The organism is Ruminococcus sp. AF37-20, assembly GCF_003460465.1.
Taxonomy (GTDB): Bacteria; Bacillota; Clostridia; order Oscillospirales; family Ruminococcaceae; genus Hominimerdicola; species Hominimerdicola aceti.
Genome location: NZ_QTVE01000053.1, coordinates 1 through 625 on the forward strand (window position 1 = coordinate 1; position 625 = coordinate 625).

Sequence of the window (625 nt, forward strand, 5' to 3'; positions counted from 1 at the left end):
TGATATAATCCCCTTAGAGTAGACACATGAAATAATAAAATGGTGTAACTCTAAAGGGGGTTATTTTATGTCAAAGAAGAAATCACTTACAAGTGAAGAACGTGTTGCAGCAGTACAGGAATACCTCGATGGTAAAGGTGGATACAAGGCAATTGCCAGAAAATACAACATAGGGGCTACAACGATGAAAAGAATGGTATGCCGAGCTAAAACCGAAGGAATCGAATCCGTTGCAAAGGCATCACCGTATCGACACTATACCAATGAAATAAAAGAAGCAGCAGTAGAAGATTACCTCAATGGAAAAGGAAGCTTAACAGAAATATGTATAAAGTATAAAATCTCAACGGATATTGTCCTCAGAAGATGGATTTCATGGTATAATAATGGCAAGAGATTTAAAGAGCATAAACGCTCAGAAAGAGGACTTGCCATGAACAAAGGTAGAAAAACCACACAGGAAGAACGTGCGGAAATTGTTGCCTTCTGCATTGAAAATAATAAGAACTACGCCCTGACAGTTGAAAAATATAATATTTCTTATCAACAGATATATTCATGGGTAAGGAAATATGAAATAAATGGTGTAGAAGGACTGATTGACCATCGAGGAAAATCAAAAAAA

At 36.3% G+C, this 625-nt stretch carries 1 protein-coding gene; it reads left to right on the plus strand.

All coding sequences use genetic code 11. From position 1 onward, the window contains the following. Nucleotides 1-67: 67 nt before the first annotated feature. On the plus strand, nt 68-625 hold a 558-nt coding region (locus tag DW015_RS13210; protein ID WP_117905965.1), incomplete at its 3' end, for a helix-turn-helix domain-containing protein.